This is a genomic window from Streptomyces sp. NPDC037083, assembly GCF_055606485.1.
On sequence record NZ_JBVJSQ010000004.1, the window covers coordinates 58,914 to 82,177 of the forward strand.

Consider the following 23,264-nt stretch of genomic DNA (forward strand, 5'->3'; position numbering starts at 1 on the left):
CGCACTGCCCCTCCTCGCGCTGCCCCTCCTCGCGCTGCCCCTCCTCGCGCTGCCCCTCCTCGCGCTGCCCCTCCTCGCGCTGCCCCTCCTCGCGCTGCCCCTCCTCGCGCTGCCCCCTCCTCGCGCTGCCCCTCCTCGCGCTGCCCGCCCGCTCGCGCTGCCCCCCCCGCTCGCGCGGCTCCTTGTCTCGTCAGCCCTGTCAGTCGTGCCAGCCGTGGGTGCTTCTTCGCCGTGTTCCGGCGGGCGTCACGCCACGTGCTCGCGTGCGTGCAGGGCCGCCGCGACGACCGTGCGGGACTGGTGCTCGACCTGGTGCTCCAAGGGCACCCAGCGGGCCCGGAAGCGGTCGGCGAAGGCATCGCTCCAGGTCTCGACGAGTCGCTCCAGTCGCGGGGCCGCGTGGTCGTCGCTCTCCTGCAGGACCCGCCGCAGCATCGCCGCCGCCCGCAGCGGCAGCCGGCGGGCGAAGGCGTCGACGCTGCCGACGTAGGCCATCGTCGTGTCGGCCGGCGGAGTGTGGGTCCAGTCCGCGGCCAGCCCCGGCGCCAGCTCCAGCGCCCACCTGGCCGCGCGCAGCAGCGGTCCGTCCACGCCCTCCAGCCGCGGCAGCGCCTCGGCGAGGACGCGCTCCACCTCCGTGGCGTCGCGCAGCAGCCGCCTCGCCAGCCGCCGTATCGCCGCGGCCGGGGCGGGATGCGGGGCGGGGTCGTCCACCATGTCGCTCGCCCACATCGGCACCTCCACCACGGCGGTCAGGCCGCCGTACCGGTGCGCGTGGTACCAGGTGCTGCGCCGGGCGTCGTCCGGCATGCTCGGGTAGGCCGCGTCCGCACCCGCGGGCGGCATCACGTGCACGCCGGGCCCGGACGCGGGCCAGCCCGCCGCGTCGGAGGCGCCGGTCTCGACCGGGATGTGCAGCTGGGCGGCGGACTTGGCGAACGGCTCGGCGAGGCCCGGGATGTCCCTCGTCAGCTGCACCCAGCTGCCGCCCAGGTCGGTGCCGTGCAGGGTCACCTGGAGGTAGGGCCGCAGCTCGTCGATGACCCGGGTCAGCGCGCGGGTCTCGGGCGGCAGCCGGTCCGGCGGCAGCACCGCGGGCGACCACTCCGGCTGCTCGGCACCGGCGGGCCGGAAGAAGCCGAGGTGGTACTCCAGCAGGCTGCGCGGCGCCGGGGTCACATGCAGACTCGCGCCGTCGGGATCCGCGCAGAGCAGGAAGTGCCAGGACGTGCCGTCCCGCAACTCCCGCTCGTACAGGACCCGTTCGGCGAGCGCGAGCAGTGTCGAGCCCCCGGTCGGTTCGTTCGCGTGGGCCCCCGCGACGACCAGCACGGCTCGCCGGGCGCGCCCCACGGACAGCAGGTGCAGGGGCCGGCCCGCCCGGGAGACACCCACCTGTCGCAGCGCGCACACGCCGGGCTGGAGCGCGGCCAGGGCCCGTGCAGAGGTGGTCAGTTCGCTCACCGTGGGGTAGCGCAGCTCCGGCAGGAGACTCACCCCCGTATTCGTCCGCCCGGCCTTCGCCTCCGCAGTACCCCACGGCCGCTGTGAACTGTCAAGGACGCCTGGGGGGAGGCTCCGGGGGGCGCTCGGATGCGCGCGCCGGCGGCGGCCGGGGGATCCGGACGGGGAGGGGGAGGGGCGTCCTCTCCCCACGACCGCGACGCGCGTTCAACTCCGTTGACTTCAGATCGAGTTCCACGCCGACACGAGCGCGAAGGGTTCCCCCGACCGGCGCGGGCCCTCGTCCGCCGGCGCCGGCCTCGCCTGTCGGCGCCGGTGGTCGTCCCGGTGGTCCCCGGCGGTCGTTTCGGTGGTCCGGGTGGTCGTCCCGGTTGTCCCGGCGGTCGCCCCGGTGGTCCGGGTGGCCGCCCCGGGGGCCGGGGTGGTCTCATTCCGCCTGTTCCAGCAGGGCCACCGGCAGCTGCTCGAACAGGTCCGCCGCGCGCGCGTGCCCCGTGAACTCCCGGTCCGCGGACAGCACGTCGACCCACCTCCCCGGCGGCAGCGTCAGCCGCGTCTCCCGCCAGCCGCCCGCCTGCGCCAGCCGCAGCGACAGCCGTGTCACGGCCGTGACGACCCGGCCGGAGCGCGCGAACGCCAGACAGTGTTCCGCGGCCGCCCCCTCGGCGCGCAGCGGCTCGTACGCGGCCGACTCGCCGAAAGCCTCCGGCCGCCGGCGGCGCAGGCGCAGCGCGGCCGCGGTCACCGCGCCCTTGGTGCCGGGATCGTCCGGCGGGAACCGCACGGGACGCCGGTTGTCCGGGTCCACCAGTGCCCGGTACTCGCTCTCCGTGCCCTGGTAGAGGTCCGGCACCCCCGGCATCGTCAGGTGCACCAGCGCCGTGCCCAGCACGTTCGCCCGGATGTGCGGTTCCAGCGCGTCGCGCAGCGCGGCCACCCGCTCGCCCGGCTCCCCGCACGGCCCGGCCGCCACGAACGCGGCCACCGCCTCCTCGTACGGCGGCTCCTGCTCCGTCCAGCTCGTGTACAGCCCCGCCTCGCGCACGTGCTTGAGCAGTGCCTCCTGGACGCGCTCCGGGGCCGCGGGGCCGAGCCCGAAGACCGTCTGCCAGGCCGCCCACGCCAGCTGTCCGTCCGGGATCGCCTCCTGCCCGCGCGTGACCTCCTCCAGGAGGTCAGCCCAGCGCTCGGGGCACTCGGTCAGCACGGCGAGCGCGGCGCGCACGTCGGCGCTGCGCTTGGTGTCGTGCGTCGACACCACCGTTCCCGTGACCGGCCAGTCGCGCTGCACGCGCGCGCACCACGCGTGGAAGGCGTCCGGTGACACGCCCGGGTCGCCCGGGTCGCCGCCCACCTCGTTGGCCGCCAGCAGCGGCACGTACCGGTAGAACGCCGTGTCCTCCACCGACTTGGCGCGCAGCGCGGACGACGTCTGCGCGAACCGGGCACGGAACTCCGCCCCCTTGGGCCCCTCCCCGCCCAGCACCAGGCTTCGCACCACGTCGACGGCGCCCGCCTCCTCCGGGACGACGAAGGCCTGCCGGGCCTCCCCCGCCGCCTCCTCGGTGACGACGGCCGCCGGGTCGCCCGAGGTGTAGGGCCGGTAGACCTCCATCCGCACGAGCAGCTCCTCCAGGGCCGTGCGCAGCGCCCAGGGCGCCCGGTCGCGCAGCGCGGGATCGGCCGAGGCCGCGCACACCCGGGACGCCGCACGGGTCAGCCGGTCGGTCTCGGCCGCCAGCTCGTGGCCGACCACCGAGTACGCGGCCCGTCGCACCGTCGCCGCCCAGTCGCCTCCCCGGTCCGTCTGCGGGGCCGCGGAGCGCCGGTAGCGGGTCAGGAGCTCACGGGCCCCCGCCGGGTCCGTGAAGAGGCCGTCGACGCGCCGCAGGGCGTCGTAGCCCGTGGTGCCGGCGACGGGCCACGAGCCGGGCAGGCGCTCGCCGTCCGCCAGGATCTTCTCGACGACCGTCCAGCGGCCGCCGCTCGCCTCGTGCAGCCGCTCCAGGTAGGCGTCGGGGTCGGCGAGGCCGTCGGGGTGGTCGACGCGCAGCCCGTCGACGACGCCCTCGTGCAGCAGCCGCAGGATCGTGCCGTGGGTGGCCTCGAAGACCTCCGGGTCCTCCACCCGCACCCCGATGAGCTCCGAGATGCTGAAGAAGCGCCGGTAGTTCAGCTCGGTGCGGGCCAGCCGCCACCACACCGGGCGGTACCACTGGGCGTCCAGCAGCTGTGGCAGCGGCAGCTCTTCGGTGCCCTCGCGCAGCGGGAGGACGTGATCGTGGTAGCGCAGGACGTCGCCGTCGACGCGCAGGTTCTCCAGCTCCGCCCCGACCGGCCGGCCGAGCACCGGCACCAGCACCTGTCCGCCCTGCGCCGCCCAGTCGATGTCGAACCAGCGCGCGTACGGCGACTTCGGGCCCTCGCGCAGTACCTCCCACAGGGCGCGGTTGTGCCGCGGCGCCATCGCCATGTGGTTCGGCACGATGTCGACGACCAGCCCGAGGCCGTGCTCGCGCGCGGTGCGCGCCAGCGCCCGCAGCCCCTCCTCCCCGCCCAGCTCCGCACGCACCCGCGTCGGGTCCGTGACGTCGTAGCCGTGCGGGGAGCCGGGCACGGCCTCCAGGACCGGCGACAGGTGCAGATGCGAGACCCCCAGCGAGGCCAGGTACGGCACGGCCGCGGCCGCGGCCCCGAACGGGAACGCGGGCTGCAGCTGCAGCCGGTAGGTGGCCGTGGGCGTCACGGGGACAGGGGCGTCACGTCGCTCAGGGGTCATGACCACCTACGTACCCGTCCCGCCGCGTTTCGTGTCACACCCCCACCGGGCGGGTCGGGTCCGCGTCCTGTCCCCGGGCGGCCGGGAACCCCGGTTAGGTCGGCCGCTGCAGCACCGTCATGCTCCGGTCCACCAGCGTCAGCCGGGCCCCGGCCTGCAGCTTCGGGGCCGCCCCCGACGCCACCGCCTGCGGGTTCGCCGTGTCGACGACCACCTGCCACTGCCGCCCGTGGTCCACCGGGACCACGAATTCCAGGGGCTTGGCCGAGGCGTTGAACATCAGCAGGAACGAGTCGTCGGTGATCCGCTCGCCGCGCGCCCCCGGTTCGGAGATCGCGTTGCCGTTCAGGAACACCGACAGCGCGGACGCCTGCGCCCGGTCCCAGTCCCGCTGGGTCATCTCCTTCCCCTCGGGTGTGAACCAGGCGATGTCCGACAGCTCGTCGTGGGTGCCCTCCACCGGCCGCCCGTGGAAGAAGCGGCGCCGCCGGAAGACCGGATGCTCCTTGCGCAGCCACACCAACGCGCGCGTGAAGTCCAGCAGCTCGGCTCCGCCGGCGTCGGCGTCGGGCCACTGGACCCAGGCCAGCTCGCTGTCCTGGCAGTAGGCGTTGTTGTTGCCCTTCTGGGTGCGCCCGAACTCGTCCCCATGGCTGATCATGGGCACGCCCTGGGACAGCATCAGCGTGGCGATGAAGTTGCGCATCTGCCGGGCCCGCAGCCGCAGTACGTCGGGATCGTCGGTGTCGCCCTCGGCGCCGCAGTTCCAGGACCGGTTGTGGCTCTCGCCGTCCCGGTTGTCCTCCCCGTTGGCCTCGTTGTGCTTGTCGTCGTAGGAGACCAGGTCGTGCAGGGTGAACCCGTCGTGGCAGGTCACGAAGTTGATGGAGGCCAGCGGCCGCCGTCCGTCGTCCTGGTACAGGTCGGAGGAGCCGGTCAGCCGGGAGGCGAACTCGCCGACCGCGCGCGCCTCGCCCCGCCACACGTCCCGCACCGTGTCGCGGTACTTGCCGTTCCACTCGGTCCACAGGGGAGGGAAGTTCCCCACCTGGTAGCCGCCCTCGCCGACGTCCCAGGGCTCCGCGATCAGCTTCACCTGAGACACCACCGGATCCTGCTGGACCAGGTCGAAGAACGACGACAGCCGGTCCACCTCGTGGAACTGGCGGGCCAGGGTCGCCGCGAGGTCGAAGCGGAATCCGTCGACGTGCATCTCCAGGACCCAGTACCGCAGCGAGTCCATGATCATCTGGAGTACGTGCGGGGACCGCATGAGCAGCGAGTTGCCGGTCCCCGTGGTGTCCATGTAGTAGCGCGGGTCGTCCGTCAGCCGGTAGTACGACTGGTTGTCGATGCCCCGGAAGGACAGCGTCGGGCCCAGGTGGTTGCCCTCCGCGGTGTGGTTGTAGACCACGTCGAGGATGACCTCGATCCCCGCCTCGTGCAGCGCCCGCACCGCCGACTTGAACTCCAGCACCTGCTGGCCGCGGTCGCCCCAGGAGGCGTACGCGTTGTGCGGGGCGAAGAAACCGATCGTGTTGTAGCCCCAGTAGTTGTTCAGGCCCATGTCGACCAGCCGGTGGTCGTTGACGAACTGGTGCACCGGCATCAGCTCCAGGGCCGTCACCCCGAGCTCGGTCAGATGCTCGATGATCGCCGGGTGCGCCAGCGCCGCGTACGTACCGCGCAGCTCCTCGGGAAGCCCCGGATGGAGCATCGTCAGGCCCTTGACGTGCGCTTCGTAGATCACCGTGTGGTGGTACTCGGTGCGCGGCCTGCGGTCGTCGCCCCAGTCGAAGTAGGGGTTGACCACGACCGACGTCATCGTGTGGGGCGCGGAGTCGAGGTCGTTGCGCCGTTCGGGGGCGTCGAAGTGGTAGCCGTACACCTCCTCGCCCCACCGGATCGACCCGCTGATCGCCTTCGCGTACGGGTCGAGCAGCAGCTTCGCCGAGTTGCACCGCAGCCCGCGACCGGGGTCGTACGGGCCGTGCACCCGGAAGCCGTACCGCTGCCCCGGCATGATGCCCGGCACGTACGCGTGCCGGACGAACGCGTCGCTCTCGCGCAGTTCCACCGCCGTCTCCGAGCCGTCGTCGTGCAGCAGACACAGCTCTACTCGGTCCGCGGCCTCCGTGAAGACCGCGAAGTTCGTGCCGGCGCCGTCGTACGTGGCACCGAGGGGATACGCCTCTCCAGGCCAGACCTGCATGGACAAGACTCTTTCAGGTGTCCAGCCCCGTCGGGGGCGCCTTGGCTTTCGAGTCTCCAGGAAAGTGATGGAACCACTGGTGACTTACGACCCTCTTACCCAATGACCGGTGCATACGACGATCCATGTCGTAGGCCGAACCAGTGGGGCAGACGTACTCCCGGGTAACAGGGGGAGTAGGGGGAGATTGTGCGCACGACGGTGCGCCGCCACCTGGGCAAGGTGGTGGCGGGTACGGCCATCGCGGTGGCCGCGACGGCCGTGATGGTGGGGATCACCCTGCCGGGCACGGCGGGGGCCGACGACGCGGGAGGCGGCAGGGGCGGGCAGAGCACCGGACAGGCGGCCGGGCGGCAGCAGGGCGGCGCGGCGGGGGCCGTGGAGCCCGGCGTCGTCGAGGAGGCGCCCGCCGAGGGCGCCAGGGGCCGGGGCCGCGACCCGCTGACCGACGACGAGATGGCGCGCGTCGAGCGGATCGCGCTCAGCCGCCAGACCTTCAACGCGAGCGAGGACGTGGACGGCGACCGCGGCCCCCAGCGACTCGGCGTGGACCTCGCCGAGCCCGAGGCCGACGAGGTGGACGACCCCGACGCCCCCCGGCGCGCCGAGGTGACGTTCTACGACTACAAGAACGACACCCTGCTCACCCGGACGGTCAACCTCGACACCGGGAAGGTCGAGAGCACCGGCGCCCAGCACGGCGTCCAGCCGCCGCTCGGCGCCGCCGAGCAGAACGAGGCCGCGGCGCTGCTGATCGCCGACCCGCTCGGCGCGGGCCTGAAGGCGGACTACAAGGACGCCACCGGCAAGGAGCTCACCTCCCCGGACCAGCTGCAGCTCGCCAGCATGGTGTACCGGGCGGTGCCGGGCGCCGAGCCCGCCGTCCTCGACGCATGCGGGGAACACCGCTGCGCACGGCTGCTCACCAAGGTCAAGAACGGCCCCTGGATCGACACCCGGTCCCTGGTCGTCGACCTCAGCACCCGCAAGGTCGCCCGGCTCGCCGGCTGAACCGACCGCAGGCCCACCTCTCAGTTCCGTTTTCCGACGTGCCTCCCGCGCGGGGAGGCAAAGGAGTCGTGTCCTCATGCGCGTTCCCGATCCGATGGGCGGCCGGCGGCCGCGGGGTGTCAGCCGTGTCCGCAAGGGGGCCCTCGTCGGCCTCTCGGTGGCCGCGCTGGCCGCCGGCGCGACCGCCGGGGCCGGCCCGGCCGCCGCCCGGCCGAAGGCGGCCCCCGCCGCGGCCGCCGACTGCAGCGCCGCCTACCGCATCGAGCAGAAGCTGTCCACCGGCACGACCTGGCGCATGTGCTGGCGCTTCGAGGCCAAGTCCGGCCTGGTCCTGGAGAAGATCTCCTACCAGCCGCCCGGCGAGGCCAAGCCGATCAGAGTCCTCAACAGCGCCAAGATCGCCCAGATCCACGTGCCGTACGACGACGGCAAGAACGAGTACAACGACATCACCGACTACAACTTCGGCGCGGGGCTGGTGAACATGGCCCCCGCCGAGTGCCCAGGCGGCACCATCAAGACGGTGAAGGTCCCCGACTCGTTCTCCGACAACCCCAACGTCAAGGGCCTGTGCACCACGACCCGCGCGCGGGGCCACGCCTACCGCATGCAGGCCGACACGGGCAACAAGGTCTTCCAGGCCCAGGGCAAGGACCTGCTCATCTACACCGTCAACCAGGTCGGCTGGTACGAGTACATCACCGAGTGGCGCTTCTCCGACGACGGCGCGATCAACATGAACGTCGGCGCCACCGGCAGCCTCTCGCCGGTCGACTACGACGCCGGCGACGACCGCGGCTGGCCGCTGGGCAAGGGCGCCAAGGCCTACGCCACCAGCCACAGCCACAACGTCTTCTGGCGGCTCGACTTCGGTCTGGACGGCAACTCCAACGCCAAGGTGGAGCAGTACGACTCGGTGGTCAGCCCGCCCGCCGGGGCCCAGCAGGGCCCGACCAACAAGACCACCCGCACCGTCGTCGCCAAGGAACTCGCGGGCGACGCCAAGAACATGCGCTGGTGGCGCGTGGTCAGCGCGACAGGCAAGAACAAGGACGGCCACGCCCGCTCCTACGAGTTCGTCCCCGGCGCCACCACCAAGTACTCGGGGCGCGCCTTCACCCAGCACGACGTCTACTTCACGCAGTACAACCAGTGCGAGCAGTACGCCAGCAACAACGTGCGCAACTGCGGCTCCCCGCTGCACGGTTACTCGGTCGACAAGTGGGTGGACGGACAGTCCCTCACCCACCCCGTGGCCTGGGTGAACGTGGGCTTCCACCACATCGCGCGCGACGAGGACCAGCAGCCCATGCCGGTCCACTGGCAGGGCTTCTCCCTGGCCCCCAGGGACGTCACGGCTATGAATCCGCTCACTCCGCCCGCCCTCGCGGGACAGAACGGACGTCCCGACAACGGTAGTTGAGAAACGACCTGTCCATCCGGCTGCACCGCCGGGCGCTCGCGGAGTACCCTTCCTTGATCGTTGGGACGGGGAGAGCTCGGGGGAGCGGAAGGCGGTGCTTGGGTGGGCTCGGGAGGGCTGGAGCTGCCCCCTGGTGACGAGGGTCACGAGGGGGGCTCCGCAGACGTCCCGCCCGGCACGGTGTCCCTGGCCCGGCCGATGGAGACGAACGCCATCGGACCGGAGCTGGACTGGGACGTCGACGCCTGGCGCGAGGTACGCACCCGTGCCCAGCGGGCCGGCCGGGCCTACATCTGGCTGAACCTCGTCGAACAGCGGCTGCGCGCCGTCGTGGCCGCCGTGCTGCGGCCCATCTACGAACCCGTCCACGGCGACGAGTGGGTGGTCGCCGCGGCCGGACCCGCCGGGCAGGAGTGGGTGCAGCGCGCGGTCGCCGTGCGCGAGGTCAGCCGCCGCAAGGGCTATCTGCTCGACCCGGCCGACGACAACGTGATCTCCTTCCTCACGCTGCCGCAGCTGCGCGAGCTGATGGTGCAGCACTGGCCCTGCTTCGAGCCGTACTTCGACGACCGCCGGGACGTCGAACTCGCGCTGGACGAGCTGGAGGTGACCCGCAACGTCGTCTCCCGCAACCGGGCCCTGTCCGAGGCGGTCCTGAGCCAGGCCGAACGGGCCTCCGCGCGACTGCTGGAGATGCTCGGCACCAGCGGCGACGTGCCCTCCGCGCGCCGGCTGCCCGTGGACGCGGTCGAGGACCTCGTCGGCGATCGGTACGCGGACGTGGTCGCCGTCCACACCGACCGGGTGCGGCTGCTGCGGCAGTTCCCCGCCGAGGACATCTTCGACGGCTCCCGCCGCATCGACGCCATCGGCATCGGCCTCAACCTGCTCGTGCAGAACTTCTCCGGCCGCCGGCTGGTCCGGCTCGCCGAGGGCGGTGCCCGCGTCCGGCTGCTGTTCCTCAACCCGGCCTCCAGCGCGGTCAAACGCCGCGAGCGCGAACTCGGCATGAAGCGGGGCGAGTTGAGTCGGGCCGTGGAGATGAACATCCTGCACATGCGCCGGGTCCGCTCCCGGCTGCGCGACCCGGGCGCCTTCCAGATCCAGGTGTACGACGAGACGCCCCGCTTCACCGCCTACCTCGTCGACGGCGACGGAACCGACGGCATCGCCGTGATCCAGTCCTATCTGCGGCGCATGCGCGGTATGGAGGCGCCGGTGCTGGTGCTGCGGGGCGGCCACCGGGTGGTCAAGCCGGGCGAGGCGGACGAAGGCGGTCTTTTCTCGGCATACCGCGAGGAGTTCGAGCTCGCCTGGGCGGATTCGCGACCGGTGTCCTGAATGGCCCGTCTCGTCCCGGGAGTCGGTGCGGTGGTCACGGGGTAAGCGGAACGCGGCCCCCTGATTGTCAGTGGCGCATGCGAGGGTGGAGGCCACTGGGGGAAGCACCACCAAGAAGGGGGGCCACCATGGCCTGGTACCAGGAGCTGCTGATCGGCTTCGACCTGGAGACGACCGGGACGGACCCGCGCGAGGCGCGCATCGTCACGGCAGCCGTGATCGAGGTCAGGGACGGGCAGGTCCTGGGACGCCGCGAGTGGCTGGCGGATCCGGGCGTGGAGATCCCGGCCGACGCCGTGGCCGTCCACGGCATCAGCAACGAGCGGGCCGCCGCCGAGGGCGCCCCCGCCGACCGGGTCGCGGACGCGATCGCGAACGTCCTCGTGGATCACTGGAGGGCCGGCGTCCCGGTCGTGGCCTACAACGCCGCCTTCGACCTCACGCTGCTCTCCGCCGAGCTGCGCCGCCATGGGCTGCCCTCCCTGCGCGAGCGCCTGGGGGGCCAGGAGCCGGCGCCGGTCCTCGACCCGTACACCGTCGACCGCTCGGTCGACCGCTACCGCCGCGGCAAACGCAACCTCGAAGCGGTCTGCGCCGAGTACGGAGTCCCCCTGGACGCCGCCCACGACGCCACCGCCGACGCCCTCGCCGCGGCCCGCCTGGCCTGCGCGATAGCCGTGCGCCACCCCAAGGTCGCGGCCCTCGGCCCGGCGGAGCTGCACCGCCGCCAGATCGAGTGGTACGCCGAGTGGGCGGCGGACTTCCAGAGCTTCCTGCGCCGCAAGGGCGACGCGGACGCGGTGGTGGACGGGGCCTGGCCGATGCGGGAACCGGCGGGAAACACCGCCTGAGGCTGGCGGCGGGGGATGGTCTGTGGCTTCCGGCGGGAGAGACGGGCAGAGGCTCGTGGGAAGACCGTCTGAGGCTCTCGATGGGGCAGACGGACTGAGGCCCGCGTCGGGGAACACCGCCTGAGGCCGGCGGCGGGGCCGGTGTTCGGCGACGGCGTCGGTCGGCTGCTCTCGCCGGCCGAGGCCGTGCGGGACGTGCCCGAGCCGCTCACCGAGCCGACGACCCGGCCGCCCTCACCGCCCACAGGGCGAGCCGGGTCCCTTAGCGGGGTGTGCGGCGGACCGCCACGCCTCCTTACCGCTTCACCGCCCACAGGGCGGGCCGGGTTCCTTCCCGGGGCGTGCGGCGGACCGCCATGCCCGTAGCACCCGGATCAGAACGGATACCACCGCACCCCCTCGTCGCCGTCGCGCAAAGACGCCACCCGGCGTCGGAACTCCGCGAGCGCCTTGGGGTTCGTGGGCGCGTGCTGGGCCACCCAGGCGCAGCTCGCGGTCTCGCGGGCGCCCCGCAGCACCGCACAACCCGCCCACTCCCGCACGTCCCAGCCGTACGCCTCGGTGAAGGAGTCGTAGTCCGCCGCGGGCAGCCCGTACCGGTCGCGGGAGAGCGCCATGACCACCAGGTCGTGCTCGCGCAGATCGGCGGAGACGGTCTCCAGGTCGACCAGGACCGGGCCGTCGGGGCCGATGTGCACATTGCGGGGCAGCGCGTCCCCGTGGATCGGGCCCGGCGTCAGCCGCGGGATGAGCGCGGCGGCGGCCGTCGCGAACCCGTCGCGGCGCTCGCGCAGATACGCGGCGTCCGCCGGGTCGATCGCGTCGCCGGCGAGTCGCAGCCAGCGTTCGACTCCCGACAGCAGGTCGCGCGGCGGCAGCCCGAACGACGGGACGGGCAGGGCGTGCACCAGGCGCAGGAGTTCGGCCAGATCCCGCGGCCCGGCCGGCCGTACGGAGTCGGGCAGCCGGTGCCACACGGTCACCGGCTGGCCCTCCACCAGCAGCGGCTTCGGCTCGGCCGCCCGCACCGCGGGAACGCCCGCGCCGGCCAGCCAGGCCGCGACGTCCAGTTCGCGCCGGGCGCGGTCGAGGAGTTCGGCGTCGCGCCCCACCTTCACCACCAGGTCACCGGCGGCGAACACCGCGTTCTCGCCCAGGGCGAGCAGCCGCGCGTGCGCCGCCGGGCCGGGCAGCACTCCCGCCGCGGCCAGTACATGCCGCGCCCGTGCCTCGTCCATCGTCCGCCTCCGTGTCGTTGTGCGTCCGGCCCACCGCACGCCGTCGGGATCCGGCCATGCGACGGTCAGTGTCGCATTCGCGCAGATCGGACCGCGCGCGCGGTGTCTTGACGGGTACAAGCACCTTCACGACCATGGCGGAGCCCGTCTCAGCCGCGGGAAGGGGGACGTTCTTGGTGTCGTCGGCGCCCGAGAAGGAACGGCCGGTGCGCCTCGCGTCCGGCACCGGCCCGCAGCGCGGCGCCGCCGGCCACGGCGCGTGGTTCCTCGTCCTGCCCGCCCTCATCCCCATCCTGGTGCTGAGCGTCGGCCCGTTGCTGTACGGGATCGTGCTGGCGTTCACCGACGCCCAGTCCGGCCGTACCGCGCCCACCCGGTGGATCGGCGCCCTCAACTTCTCCGACCTGCTGCAGGACACGCTGTTCTGGGAGTCGTTCCGGATCGGCCTGGTCTGGGCGGTCGGCGTGACCGTCCCGCAGTTCCTGCTGGCCCTCGGCCTCGCCCTGCTGCTCGACCAGGACCTGCGGCTGCGCTGGCTGGCCCGCGCCCTCGCGATCGTCCCGTGGGCGATGCCCGAGGTGGTGGTCGGCGTCATGTGGCGGCTCGTCTACAACCCGGACGCCGGCATCCTCAACGAGACCCTGCGCGATCTGGGCCTGGGCGACGGACGGGACTGGCTCAGCGGGCTGGCGACCGCCCTGCCCGCGGTGATCGTCGTGGGCGTGTGGGCGGGCATGCCGCAGACGACGGTCGCCCTGCTCGCCGGCCTGCAGAACACCCCGCGCGAACTGCACGAGGCGGCCGCCGTGGACGGGGCGGGCGCCTGGCGGCGCTTCCGGACGGTCACCTGGCCCGCCCTCAGACCCATCGCCCTCGCCATCACGGCCCTCAACTTCATCTGGAACTTCAACTCCTTCGCCCTGGTCTACGTGCTGACCAACGGCGGGCCCGGCGGCCGGACCCGGCTGCCCATGCTCTTCGCCTACGAAGAGGCCTTCCGTTACGGCCAGTTCGGGTATGCGGCGGCCATGGGCTGTGTGATGGTCGCGGTGGTCTCGGTGTGCCTCGCCCTCTTCCTGGCGGGCCGGATCGCGGGAGGCGACGAACGGTGAGGACCCGACCCGCGGCCCGCGCCGGCCAGTACACGGCGCTGCTCGCCTACCTCGTCTTCCTCGCCTTCCCCTTCCTGTGGCTCCTCTCCGTCGCGTTCAAGCCGCCCCGCGAACTGGGCAGCCTGCACCCCACCTGGATCCCGAAGGACCCCACGCTCGCCAACTTCCGCCAGGCCTTCGACGAACAGCCGCTGCTGCAGGCCGCGTTCAACTCCCTGCTCGCCGCGCTGAGCGCCGCCGTCATCGCCGTCGCGCTCGCCACGCCGATGGCGTACGTCATGGCCCGCAGGCGCACCCGGCTCGCGCGGGCCGCGTCAGGGTGGGTGGTGGTCAGCCAGGCGTTCCCGTTCGTGCTGGTGATCATCCCGCTGTTCCTGGTGCTGAAGAACCTGCGGCTGATCGACTCCGTGCCGGGGCTGGTGATGGTGTACGTGGTGTGGTCGCTGCCGTTCGCGTTGTGGATGCTCGTCGGATACGTCCGGGCCGTCCCCGCAGAACTGGAGGAGGCGGCGGCGATCGACGGCGCGGGCCGGCTGCGGACCCTGGTGTCGGTGACCGCGCCGCTGCTCGCGCCCGGGATCGTGGCGACGGCGCTGTTCGCCTTCATCACGGCGTGGAACGAGTTCTTCTTCGCGCTGGTGTTGCTGAAAACGCCGGAGAAGCAGACGCTGCCGGTCGTGCTGACCCACTTCATCGGGGCGGAGGGAGCGGCCGACCTCGGGCCGCTGGCCGCCGCCGCGTTCCTCGCCACCCTGCCCTCGCTGGTCGTCTTCGCCCTCGTCCAGCGACGGATCACGGGCGGCATGCTCGCCGGGGCGGTGAAGAGCTGATGCGCACGAGAGCGCTGGTCGTGGTCGTCCTGCTGCTCCTCGCGGGCTGCTCCTCAGGCGGCGGGCGCGACGACGGCCCCGTCACCCTGCGCTTCCAGTCCCTGGCCTGGCAGGAGGAGTCCGTCGCGGCCAACAAGGAACTGGTGAAGCAGTGGAACGCGAGCCACCCCGGCATCAAGGTGGATTACGTGCAGGGCAGTTGGGACAGCGTGCACGACCAGCTCCTCACCTCCTTCGAGGGCGGTGAGGCGCCCGACATCATCCACGACGCCTCGGACGACCTCGCCGACTTCGCCTACGGCGGCTACCTCGCCGACCTGACCGGCCTGCTGCCCGCGCGTCTCATGTCGGACATCCCGCGGCGCAGTTGGCAGACCACGACGTTCGGTGACGGCGTCTACGGCGTGCCCTTCCTCCAGGAACCGCGCGTCCTCGTCGCCAACGCGACCTGGCTGAAGGCGTCCGGCGTGCGGATCCCGACCCCCGAACACCCCTGGAGCTGGACGGAGTTCCGTAAGATCACCGCACAGCTCGGCGGCCAGGGAAAGTACGGCGTGGCCTGGCCGCTGAAGGAGCCCGTCTCCGCGACCCTGAACCTCTCCCTGTCGGCGGGCGGGCAGCTGTTCCACCGGGACGCGGACGGCGATGTCACCGTCCGTTTCGAGGCCGGCGACGAGGTCGTCCCGCGCACGATCCACGACCAGGTCGGCCGTGACGGCAGCGCCTCGCCCACCACCTTGGGCAGCGGCGGGTCGGACACCCTGCCCGGTTTCTTCGGGGGCAGGTACGCGATGGTCCCGCTCGGCTTCTCCTACCGTCAGCAGATCGCACAGCAGGCGCCGAAGGGCTTCGACTGGCAGGTCCTGCCCGCCCCGGCGGGCGCCGACGGACTGGCCCAGGGCGTCAGCCCGCAGACGCTGTCGGTCGCGAAGGACAGCCCGCACCAGAAGGAGGCCGTGGCGTTCGTCGACTTCCTGCTGCAGCCGAAGAACATGGTGCGCCTCGCGCTGGGCGACTGGATGCTGCCGACCGGCACGCAGGCGCTCGCCGACCCCGCTCTGCACACCGCGAAGGACGACTGGGCGACCGGCGCCGCGCTCGCCGCGCACCTGCGCCCGGCGCCCGCCCAGTCCGTGCGGGGCTATCCCGAGTGGAAGGACAAGGTCGCCACCCCCGCCTTCCAGGAGTACTACAGCGGGGCGATCGGCCTCGGCGAACTGCGCGAGCGGCTGGAGAAGGACGGCAACCTGGTGCTGGCGCGCTACCAGCGATAGGCGCCCGGCTCGGCGGCCGGCGCGTCCGCCTGCCTCAACTCCTCTGCTCTCGGGAGGGATTGATGGGACCCAGTTCCGGGGTGTGCAAGGAAATCGAGTTGCACGAGACGTCTCGTCTCGCCTACGGTCGCTGTCATGAACGCTCGCCCCGCCCACATCGCCATGTTCTCCATCGCCGCCCACGGCCATGTGAACCCCAGCCTCGAAGTGATCCGCGAACTCGTCGCGCGCGGGCACCGGGTGACGTACGCGATTCCGCCCGTCTTCGCCGACAAGGTCGCCGCCACCGGCGCGGAGGTCAAGCCGTGGCACTCGACGCTGCCCTCGCCGGACGACGACCCCGCCGCCTGGGGAAGCACCCTCCTCGACAACGTGGAGCCCTTCCTGGCCGACGCGATCCAGGCACTGCCCCAGCTGATCGAGGCCTACGAGGGGGACGAACCGGACCTGGTGCTGCACGACATCACCTCCTACCCGGCCCGCGTCCTCGCCCACCGCTGGGCCGTCCCCGCGATCTCCCTCTCGCCCAACCTCGTGGCCTGGGAGGGCTACGAGGAGGAGGTCGCCGAACCGATGTGGGCCGAGCCGAGGCGGACCGAACGCGGAAGGGCCTACTACGCCCGGTTCCATGCCTGGCTCGAGGAGAACGGGATCACCGAGCACCCCGACCGCTTCGCCGGCCGGCCCGCCCGCTCCCTCGTGCTGATCCCCAGGGCGCTCCAGCCCCACGCCGACCGGGTCGACGACAGCGTGTACACGTTCGTCGGAGCCTGCCAGGGCGACCGGGCGGCCGAGGGCGAGTGGAAGCGGCCCGCCGACGCGGAAAGGGTCGTGCTCGTGTCGCTGGGCTCGACCTTCACCGACCGTCCGGACTTCTACCGCGAGTGCGTGAAGGCCTTCGGCGACCTGCCCGGCTGGCGTCTCGTGCTGCAGATCGGCGGGCGCATCGATCCCGCGGTGCTGGGCGCCGTCCCCGGCAACGTCGAAGTGCACGCCTGGGTACCCCAGTTGGCGGTCCTGAAGCAGGCCGACCTGTTCGTCACCCACGCGGGCGCGGGCGGCAGCCAGGAGGGCCTGGCCACGGCCACGCCGATGATCGCCGTACCGCAGGCCGCGGACCAGTTCGGCAACGCCGACGTACTGCAGGGGCTCGGCGTGGCCCGGCGCATCGACACGCCGGACGCCACGGCCGAGGTCCTGCGGGAGACCGCCCTCGCGCTCGTCGGCGACGCCGAGGTGGCCCGTCGGCTCACGGCGATCCGGGCCGGGATGGCGGCCGAGGGCGGCACGCACCGGGCGGCGGACCTCATCGAGGCCGAACTCCCCGGCTGAGAACCCGGGTTGGCCCACCGGATCCACCTACCGGGTTGACCGCCCGGCCTGATCTCCCGGCCTGATCTCCCGTGCCGGCCCCGTCCGGCCTCCATTCCGCCGCCGGCGCAGACGAGGGCTCGTCGACTCCACCGGGAAGTCTACGAGCCCTCGGGTTCAGCGGGGCGCGGTGCGGGTCAGACCCTCAGCCGCTCGCCCTCGTCGTCCCGCGCCGTCGGCGCGATCGCCTCCGGGGCCTCGTCGTGCGTGAGGTCGGGCAGCCAGCGCAGCCACGTCGGCAGGTACCAGTTGCGCTCGCCCAGCAGCGCCATCGCGGCCGGCAGCAGCACGCCCCGGATGATCGTCGCGTCGATCAGGACCGCGGCCGCCAGGCCCACACCCATCTGCTTCATGGACTGCATGGACAGCGTTCCGAAGATCGCGAACACGGCGACCATGATGACGGCGGCGCTGGTGACCACGCCCGCCGTGGTGACCACGCCGTGCTGGATGGCCTCGTTCGTCGAACGCCCGCGCAGCCGCGCCTCACGGATCCGCGAGACCACGAACACGTGGTAGTCCATGGACAGGCCGAACAGGATCACGAAGAGGAACAGCGGCAGCCAGGTGATGATGGCGCCGACGCCCTCCGCGCCCACCAGCGACGCGCCCCAGCCGTGCTGGAAGACGGCCACGAGGATGCCGTAGGCCGCGCCCACCGACAGCAGGTTGAGCACGATCGAGGTGATGGCGATCGTCAGCGAACGGAACGACAGCAGCATCAGCAGGAAGGCGAAGACCACGACGAAGGCGAAGACGGGCGCCACCGCACCGCCCAGCTGGTCGTTGAAGTCCTTCGAACCCGCCACCTGTCCGCTGATCGGCGCCTGCACGCCGTCGACCTTGCCGAGCGTGGCCGGCCGCACCTCGTCGCGCAGCTTGTCCAGGCTCGCGCCCGCCTTGTCCAGGTCGGAGCCGCCGACCAGCGGGACGTACACATAGGCGATGTTCTGCGCGTCGTGCAGCTTGATCTCGACCGGGCCGCGGGAGGCGCCCGAGCTCACCGCCTGCTCCTTGAACTGCGCAAGCGCCGCCTTCACCTCGGCGGAGTTGATGTCGTCCGCCTTGACGACCACCTCGGCCGGCTCGGAGCCGCCCGGGAAGGCCTCGTTGAGCCGGTTGTAGGTCTGCACGATGGGCAGCGAGTCGCCGAACTCCTGGTCCAGGGTGAGCTGCTGGGTCTTCATACCGACCGCGGGCGCGGCGATGGCGAGCAGCGCGCCGGACGCGACGACCAGCGAGACGCCGGGCTTGGCGAGGACGACCTTCAGGACGGCGCTCCAGAACCGGCTGCCCTCGTCGGTCTGCCGGCGGCCGGCGTTCTTACGGCGCCGCTCCGGGTGCAGGAACGGGATCCGGCCCTTCTCCACCCGATGGCCGAGCAGCGACAGCAGCGCCGGCAGCACGGTCACCGAACCGACCATGGCGACCGCGACGACCATCAGGGAGGCCAGTCCCATCGCCTCGAACGTGGCGAGCCCGGTGAACAGCATGCCCGCCATGGCCACGCACACGGTGACACCGGAGACGATCACGGCGCGGCCGCTGGTGGCGGCGGCGATCCGGAGCGCGGTTTCCGGGTCCCGGCCCGCCGCCCGCTCCTCGCGCTCACGGCGCAGGTAGAACAGGCAGTAGTCGACGCCCACGGCCAGACCGACCAGCAGCATCACGGAGCTCGCGGTGTCGTCCATCGGCTGGAAGTGGCTGACGATGCCCATCAGGCCCGTCGTCGCCATGATCGCGGTGATCGCCAGTGCCACCGGCAGCAGCGCCGCGACCAGCGCGCCGAAGGCGATCAGCAGGATGCCCAGCGCCACCGGCACCGCGGAGTACTCCGCCTGCTGGAAGTCGTCGCCGAACGCGTCGTCGAACGTCTTCATCATGCTGGCGCCGCCGATCTCCTCGATCCGCAGCGAGGAGTGGTCCTTGCGCACGCCCTCGACGGCGTCGAGCACGGGCTCCACCCGCTCGCCCGCGGTGTCGGAGTCGCCCCGCATGTCGAACTGGACGAGCGCGCTGCGGCCGTCCTTCGAGATCGTGCCCGTGTCGTACGGCGAGGTCACGTCGGTGACCTCGCCGGTCTTGCCGACGGCCGCCACGACGGCGCTGACGGCGGCCTTGAACTCCGCGTCCGTCGCCTTGACGGAGCCGTCCTTCGACTGGATGAGGACGGTCTCGCCGGCCGGCTCGTCGATGCCGGCGTCCTCGATGATGCGGGCGGCCGTGCGGGTCTCGCCCCCGAGCTGATCGCTCTCCTTGACCTCGACCGTGCCCGCCGCCGAGCCGATCCCCATGGCCAGGACGACGAACAGCACCCAGATGCCCACGGCAGCCCATCGATGGCGGGCGCTCCAGCCGCCGGCCCGCGCGGCGATGCCCCGCACCCGTATGTCTCCGTTACCCATGACGGGTCTGCCCCCTTGTGGTGCGGTGGCAGCCCCCTGCCGCCACCTTTCGATTCAAGATATGGGCCGGATAAAGCCATTTCCTCGTGCTGCCCGGTGAAGTGCGGGGAGCGGTACTCCTCCCCTCGGACCGCGTCGTCTCACCGCTGGGGAGGACAGTGGCCCCTTACATCTAATCGTCGATCTCCGGGATGGCGATCAGGGTGAAGTCGGCGGCGAAGGACGGATTTGTGATGAAGCCCGTTTGTCGAGCACGTCACAGGCCTCTGGAGAAGTGCGTCAGATCTTGATCCGCAGCCCGCCGATCGGCCAGAGTTTCGTCCCGGTCCCGCACCCCGGCCGCGGCCGTCGCGCCCACCCCCACGGGGCACGACGGCCGCCTATGGTGGGCGGATGACGACGACGTACGCGGCACTGCTGCGCGGCATCAACGTAGGCGGCAGCAGAAAGGTCCCGATGGCCGAACTGCGCACGCTGCTCGAGGGACTCGGCCACGGCGACGTGCGCACCTACCTCCAGAGCGGCCAGGCCGTGTTCTCCAGCGCACACGGCGACGAGGAGAGCCTCGCCGCCGATCTCGCGGCCGCCGTCGAGGAACGCTTCGGCTTCGCCGTCGACGTGATCGTCCGCGATCACGCCTATCTGGAAGCGGTCGTCGAAGCCTGTCCGTTCCCGGCCGCCGAGCTGACGGCCAAGCAGCTCCACGTCACCTACTTCTCCGGCCCCGTCGACGAGGAGCGCTACGCCGGTGTCGACCGGGCCGCTCACCGCCCGGAGGAGTTCCGCCTCGGCGACCGCGCCCTGTACCTGTACGCCCCCGAGGGGCTGGGCCGGTCCAAGCTCGCCGAGCAACTGGCCAAGCCGCGCCTCAACAAGGGACTCATCGCCACGACCCGGAACTGGAACACCGTCCTCAAGCTGGTGGAGATGACCCAACCGGCCTCGTGACCGTGCGGGCCCGAGCAACCCGAGTGGGAGGCCGGGCGGATCCCGCGCGGCGGGGTGAGCCGCGGGTCGGCGCCGCGGCGGGTCTCCTCGGGTGCGCGGCGGTCCAGGGGACCACCCGTTGCCGTGCCGGGCGTGGGCACGACTGTGCGAGGCTCGTCCCATGCGCTACATCATCATCGGGGCAGGGGCGATCGGCGGAACGGTGGGCGGCCGGCTGGCGGAGGCCGGGCAGGAGGTCGTCCTGGTCGCGCGCGGCGCGCACCGGGCCGCGCTCGCCGAGGGCGGACTGCGGCTCAGGGTGCCGGAGGGCGAGCAGACGCACCGGCTGCCCGTGGTCGCCGGACCGGACGAACTCGGCTCACTGCGCGCCGACGACGTCCTCGTCCTCGCCGTCAAGACCCAGGACAGCGAAGCGGCGCTCCACGCCTGGGGCCCGGCCCCGGTCGAGGGCGGCGGCACGGCTGCCGAGCGGCTTCCGCTGGTCTGCGCCCAGAACGGAGTGGAGAGCCCGCGGCTGGCCCTGCGCCGCTTCCGGCACGTCTACGCCGTCTGCGTCTGGCTGCCCTCGACCCATGTCGAACCCGGCGTCGTCTCCGCAGCGGGCACCCCGCTCACCGGCATCCTCCACCTCGGCCGGTACCCGCACGGCGCCGACGACACGGCCCGCCGCATCGCCGCCGACCTGGAGAAGGCGCACTTCGAGGCGCCGGTCGTACCGGACGTGGCGCGCTGGCAGTACGCCAAGCTGCTGTCCAACCTCGGCAACGCCCTGGAGGCGGTGAGCGGGCCGGTCGGCGGCCCGTCGGCCGAGGCGTTGTCCGAGCGGGTGCGGGCGGAGGGCGCGGCGGTGCTCGAAGCGGCCGGAATCGCCTACGTGGACGCCGCGGAACAGCGTGCGGCCCGCGGCGACAAGGTCACCCTCGTGCCCCTCGACGGCACGCCCCGGGGCGGCGGATCCTCCTGGCAGTCCCTCAGCCGCGGCGCAGGCAGCATCGAGGCCGACCACCTCAACGGTGAGATCGCACTCCTCGGCCGCCTGCACGGCGTGGCGACCCCGTTGAACGAACTGCTGCAGCGGCTCGCGAACGAGTTCGCCCGGGAGCGGAGGGCACCGGGATCCCTGCCTCTGCCGGACCTGATCCGCCTGGCCGACGCCGCCGAGACATCGGCCGAGGGGGACTGAGCCGACAGCCGGACCCGCTTCCCGGACGGCCTTGTGCACCTCGGGGACGGTCGCACCCGCAGGGAGAACAGCTCGTCGTGTATCCACCCCTGCGCTTTCGGCCCCGCGCAGGCAGGCCGAGCTGTGCGGGGTAAGGACACGCCCCCCACCGCGCTGCCAGGGACATCAGCACCTGCGCGAGCTCGACGCTGCTCGACATGACCGTGCCCGTGGCCGCGGCCAGCCGGGAACTCCCGTACGCATCACCCTGACCGCTGTTCCCCCCCACACGGTCGCCGGCGCGAGCAGGGTCTATCCCGGCTCCCCGTGCCGCACGCGCGGCGGCCCGGTCGCCTGCGCCTCCGCCCCTGCCCGGTCGGTAGGTCTACCTACCTGTCGGCCGCCTGCCCGCCTGCCCGCCTGCCTGTCAGGCCGCCGTGCGTATCTCTCCCCGCCATGCGTCCCGCCCCGCTCGTCGTGCCGCCGGCCCCATGGCGAGCCCCGCCGCCGCGAACAGCACGCCCAGCACCGCCCAGCCGGCCGTGCCGTGCTGGACGGCGGTCACCGTGACCAGGGCCGGGCCCGCCATCATGCCCGCGGACATGCCCGCGCCGAAGACACCCTGGTAGACGCCGTGGGCACGGGCGTCGGCGAGCTCGTAGCCCAGGGTCCAGCCGCCCGCCGCCGAGAGAACCTCGGCGAAGACCTGCACCACCGCGCCGACCGTCAGCGCCAGCACCGCCCACACGGGAGACAGTCCCGCCGAGAGTGCGTACACCGCGCAGGAAACGGCGAGAAGCAGCCCGGCCCAGCCCATCGCCCGCACGGCACTGGTGACTTGGGAAGCGCGGCGGGCGACCCGCACCTGGAGCAGCGCCACCAGCACACAGTTCACGATCATCAGCAGGGCGGCCGTCCAGCGCGGCGCGTCGGTGCGCTCCACGATCCACAGCGGCAGTCCGACCTCGGACAGCGTGTACTGCACGACCAGTACGGCGTTCAGCACCGTCACAGTCAGGAACGGCAGGTCGCGCACCGCCCGCCAGCGGTTCGCGGCCGGGGCGTCGGCGTCGATCGGCGGACGGTCCAGGACGTGCGGTGCGAGCGGCAGCCGAGGCACCAGCAGCGCCGGTCCGGCGAACGACAGGGCGTTGACCAGAATGACGGTCATGTACGCCTCGCGCGTGTCGAGTTGGAGCGCTACAGCGCCGAACAGGCCGCCCACCCCCATGCCGACGTTGGTGACCATCCGCAGATAGGCCCGCGACTCAACCCGCGTCGCCGCGGGCAGCACGTCCGCGTACAGCGCACCCTGCACGCCACGGCTCGCCATCTGCAGCCCGGTCGCGCAGACCACCGTCACCAGGAAGCCGGCGTACGAGTGCACCAGGACGTACGCGGCCGTGGCGATCCCGGTCCCACCCCACAGCAGTGCCCCGACCCGTCGGGCGCCCCATCGGTCCGCAGCGCGACCGGCCGGCACCCCGGCCGCCACGCCGATCAGCCCGGCGACCGTCATGCCCAGCCCGACCGCGGTCGCGTCGAGGCCGACGATCCGGGTGAAGTAGAGGACGCCGAGCGGGAAGTAGAGACCGTTTCCGAGGGAGTTGAGGATCGTCAGCAGCGTGGCCTTGCGCAGGACGGGATCGGCGGGGAGCAGCCCGGCGGCCCGGGTGGCGCGGTCGACCGGGGAGAGTGGGGGACTGTCCTGGTCAGGGGAGGGCGAGGTCGGTGTCGTGGTCATGGCGACAGCCAACCCGGCCGCATTCCCCTGCCGAAATTGATTTAGTCTGGGGCTCAATGGTCGACCACGGAGCCGAGCCGGCAGGGACACTGCGCCCAT

At 72.5% G+C, this 23,264-nt stretch carries 15 protein-coding genes and 1 pseudogene; 10 read left to right on the plus strand and 6 right to left on the minus strand.

The annotated features are described in order from the left end of the window. Window positions 1-246 precede the first annotated feature (246 nt). The 3 genes from ACZ7DE_RS12440 to glgX all read right to left on the minus strand — a co-directional run bounded on the left by ACZ7DE_RS12440 (window position 247) and on the right by glgX (window position 6,455). Window positions 247-1,497 carry a M14 family zinc carboxypeptidase gene (locus tag ACZ7DE_RS12440; protein WP_470760233.1) on the minus strand — a complete coding sequence of 417 codons (1,251 nt, stop codon included), beginning with the start codon at window positions 1,495-1,497 and terminating at the stop codon, window positions 247-249. Window positions 1,498-1,891: 394 nt separating this feature from the next. Then, window positions 1,892-4,243, minus strand: a complete 2,352-nt coding sequence (gene treY, locus ACZ7DE_RS12445; protein WP_470760235.1) for a malto-oligosyltrehalose synthase — start codon at window positions 4,241-4,243, stop codon at window positions 1,892-1,894. Window positions 4,244-4,337: 94 nt separating this feature from the next. Continuing rightward, window positions 4,338-6,455, minus strand: coding sequence for a glycogen debranching protein GlgX (gene glgX / locus ACZ7DE_RS12450; RefSeq protein ID WP_470760237.1), 2,118 nt, complete (start codon window positions 6,453-6,455; stop codon window positions 4,338-4,340). Window positions 6,456-6,644: 189 nt separating this feature from the next. On the opposite strand from glgX, the gene ACZ7DE_RS12455 reads away from it, so the two are divergent. The 4 genes from ACZ7DE_RS12455 to ACZ7DE_RS12470 all read left to right on the plus strand — a co-directional run bounded on the left by ACZ7DE_RS12455 (window position 6,645) and on the right by ACZ7DE_RS12470 (window position 11,081). Next, window positions 6,645-7,466: a Tat pathway signal sequence domain protein gene (locus ACZ7DE_RS12455; protein WP_470760239.1), complete on the plus strand. Its 822-nt coding sequence runs from the start codon at window positions 6,645-6,647 to the stop codon at window positions 7,464-7,466. Window positions 7,467-7,560: 94 nt separating this feature from the next. After that, window positions 7,561-8,889: a copper amine oxidase gene (locus tag ACZ7DE_RS12460; protein WP_470761068.1), complete on the plus strand. Its 1,329-nt coding sequence runs from the start codon at window positions 7,561-7,563 to the stop codon at window positions 8,887-8,889. Between the two features lie 102 nt (window positions 8,890-8,991). Continuing rightward, window positions 8,992-10,230 (plus strand): SAV2148 family HEPN domain-containing protein, encoded by a 1,239-nt coding sequence (locus ACZ7DE_RS12465; protein WP_470760241.1) that lies wholly within the window; start codon window positions 8,992-8,994, stop codon window positions 10,228-10,230. 128 nt (window positions 10,231-10,358) lie between these two features. Further along, the gene (locus tag ACZ7DE_RS12470) at window positions 10,359-11,081 is read left to right on the plus strand and encodes an exonuclease domain-containing protein (protein WP_470760243.1); all 723 of its coding nucleotides are present in this window, start codon (window positions 10,359-10,361) and stop codon (window positions 11,079-11,081) included. A 374-nt stretch (window positions 11,082-11,455) separates the two neighbouring features. Here the strand turns inward: ACZ7DE_RS12470 and ACZ7DE_RS12475 are convergent, their stop codons facing one another. Then, the gene (locus tag ACZ7DE_RS12475) at window positions 11,456-12,319 is read right to left on the minus strand and encodes a phosphotransferase enzyme family protein (RefSeq protein ID WP_470760245.1); all 864 of its coding nucleotides are present in this window, start codon (window positions 12,317-12,319) and stop codon (window positions 11,456-11,458) included. A gap of 134 nt (window positions 12,320-12,453) precedes the next feature. On the opposite strand from ACZ7DE_RS12475, the gene ACZ7DE_RS12480 reads away from it, so the two are divergent. From ACZ7DE_RS12480 to mgt, 4 genes and pseudogenes are all read left to right on the plus strand, one after another. After that, window positions 12,454-13,431, plus strand: a complete 978-nt coding sequence (locus ACZ7DE_RS12480) for a carbohydrate ABC transporter permease (protein WP_470760247.1) — start codon at window positions 12,454-12,456, stop codon at window positions 13,429-13,431. Then, window positions 13,428-14,261, plus strand: coding sequence for a carbohydrate ABC transporter permease (locus ACZ7DE_RS12485; RefSeq protein ID WP_470760249.1), 834 nt, complete (start codon window positions 13,428-13,430; stop codon window positions 14,259-14,261). Before ACZ7DE_RS12480 ends, ACZ7DE_RS12485 begins: the two co-directional genes overlap by 4 nt. Further along, window positions 14,261-15,535, plus strand: a complete 1,275-nt coding sequence (locus ACZ7DE_RS12490) for an ABC transporter substrate-binding protein (RefSeq protein WP_470760250.1) — start codon at window positions 14,261-14,263, stop codon at window positions 15,533-15,535. The genes ACZ7DE_RS12485 and ACZ7DE_RS12490 overlap by 1 nt, the downstream gene beginning before the upstream one ends. 62 nt (window positions 15,536-15,597) lie before the next feature. Then, window positions 15,598-16,867 (plus strand): annotated as a pseudogene (mgt, locus tag ACZ7DE_RS12495) (macrolide-inactivating glycosyltransferase). 176 nt (window positions 16,868-17,043) lie between these two features. Here the strand turns inward: mgt and ACZ7DE_RS12500 are convergent. After that, the gene (locus ACZ7DE_RS12500) at window positions 17,044-19,311 is read right to left on the minus strand and encodes an MMPL family transporter (protein WP_470760252.1); all 2,268 of its coding nucleotides are present in this window, start codon (window positions 19,309-19,311) and stop codon (window positions 17,044-17,046) included. 393 nt (window positions 19,312-19,704) lie between these two features. Between ACZ7DE_RS12500 and ACZ7DE_RS12505 the strand changes: the two genes are divergently transcribed. Continuing rightward, window positions 19,705-20,259 (plus strand): DUF1697 domain-containing protein, encoded by a 555-nt coding sequence (locus ACZ7DE_RS12505; RefSeq protein WP_470760254.1) that lies wholly within the window; start codon window positions 19,705-19,707, stop codon window positions 20,257-20,259. Between the two features lie 160 nt (window positions 20,260-20,419). Beyond that, entirely contained in the window at window positions 20,420-21,442 is a 1,023-nt protein-coding gene (locus ACZ7DE_RS12510; protein ID WP_470760256.1) for a ketopantoate reductase family protein, read from the plus strand. A gap of 406 nt (window positions 21,443-21,848) precedes the next feature. Here ACZ7DE_RS12510 and ACZ7DE_RS12515 read toward each other — a convergent pair whose 3' ends face one another. Beyond that, a complete protein-coding gene (locus tag ACZ7DE_RS12515; protein WP_470760258.1) occupies window positions 21,849-23,165 on the minus strand; it encodes an MFS transporter in 1,317 nt (438 codons plus the stop codon). Between the last annotated feature and the right edge of the window lie 99 nt (window positions 23,166-23,264).